Origin of the sequence: Glycomyces mayteni, assembly GCF_042428885.1 — a bacterium.
In the GTDB taxonomy this organism is placed as follows: domain Bacteria; phylum Actinomycetota; class Actinomycetes; order Mycobacteriales; family Micromonosporaceae; genus Glycomyces; species Glycomyces mayteni.
The window spans coordinates 1-770 of record NZ_JBHMBP010000017.1 but is presented as its reverse complement, the minus strand read 5'-3'; the positions used below and the strand labels follow the sequence as shown (position 1 = coordinate 770).

1 protein-coding gene and 1 pseudogene are annotated in these 770 nt (G+C 50.0%); one reads left to right on the top strand and one right to left on the bottom strand.

The features are described from left to right. Nucleotides 1–642, bottom strand: a 642-nt coding sequence (locus tag ACFFXY_RS25325) for an IS5 family transposase (protein ID WP_336145929.1), incomplete at its 3' end; no start/stop codon positions are given. 34 nt (nt 643–676) lie between these two features. Here ACFFXY_RS25325 and ACFFXY_RS25320 point away from each other — a divergent pair. Next, nucleotides 677–770: pseudogene (locus tag ACFFXY_RS25320) on the top strand (EAL domain-containing protein); the annotation flags it as partial.

Here is a 770-nt window from a genome sequence, read left to right as displayed (position 1 = left end):
CCGGGTATCGTAAGCTCCATCGGCGGCGGCTGACCTGATTTTCCGGTGGGTTTGCCGGATTAACCCGGGGAAGGCCTCTGAGTCCGTAACGTTGTTCAGCGACAGGTCAGCGCAGATGATTTCATGTGTTTTACTGTCAACTGCCAGATGCAGCTTACGCCATATACGACGGCGTTCCTGGCCATGCTTTTTGACTTTCCACTCGCCTTCACCGAAGACCTTCAGCCCGGTGGAATCAATTACCAGGTGTGCGATTTCACCCCGGGTGGGCGTTTTGAAACTGATATTAACCGACTTTGCCCGCCTGCTGACACAGCTGTAATCCGGGCAGCGTAGCGGAACGTTCATCAGAGAAAAAATGGAATCAATAAAGCCCTGCGCAGCGCGCAGGGTCAGCCTGAATACGCGTTTAATGACCAGCACAGTCGTGATGGCAAGGTCAGAATAGCGCTGAGGTCTGCCTCGTGAAGAAGGTGTTGCTGACTCATACCAGGCCTGAATAGCTTCATCATCCAGCCAGAAAGTTATGGAGCCACGGTTGATGAGGGCTTTATTGTAGGTGGGCCAGTTGGTGATTTTGAACTTTTGCTTTGCCACGGAACGGTCTGCGTTGTCGGGAAGATACGTGATCTGATCCTTCAACTCAGCAAAAGTTCGATTTATTCAACAAAGCCATTTTGGGACTGGATATTCCTCTCTCAACTATCTAAGAGAATTTCCATTTGATGCGATTAAGTTAGACAGAACATTCATTAGTGGTATTGCCCACG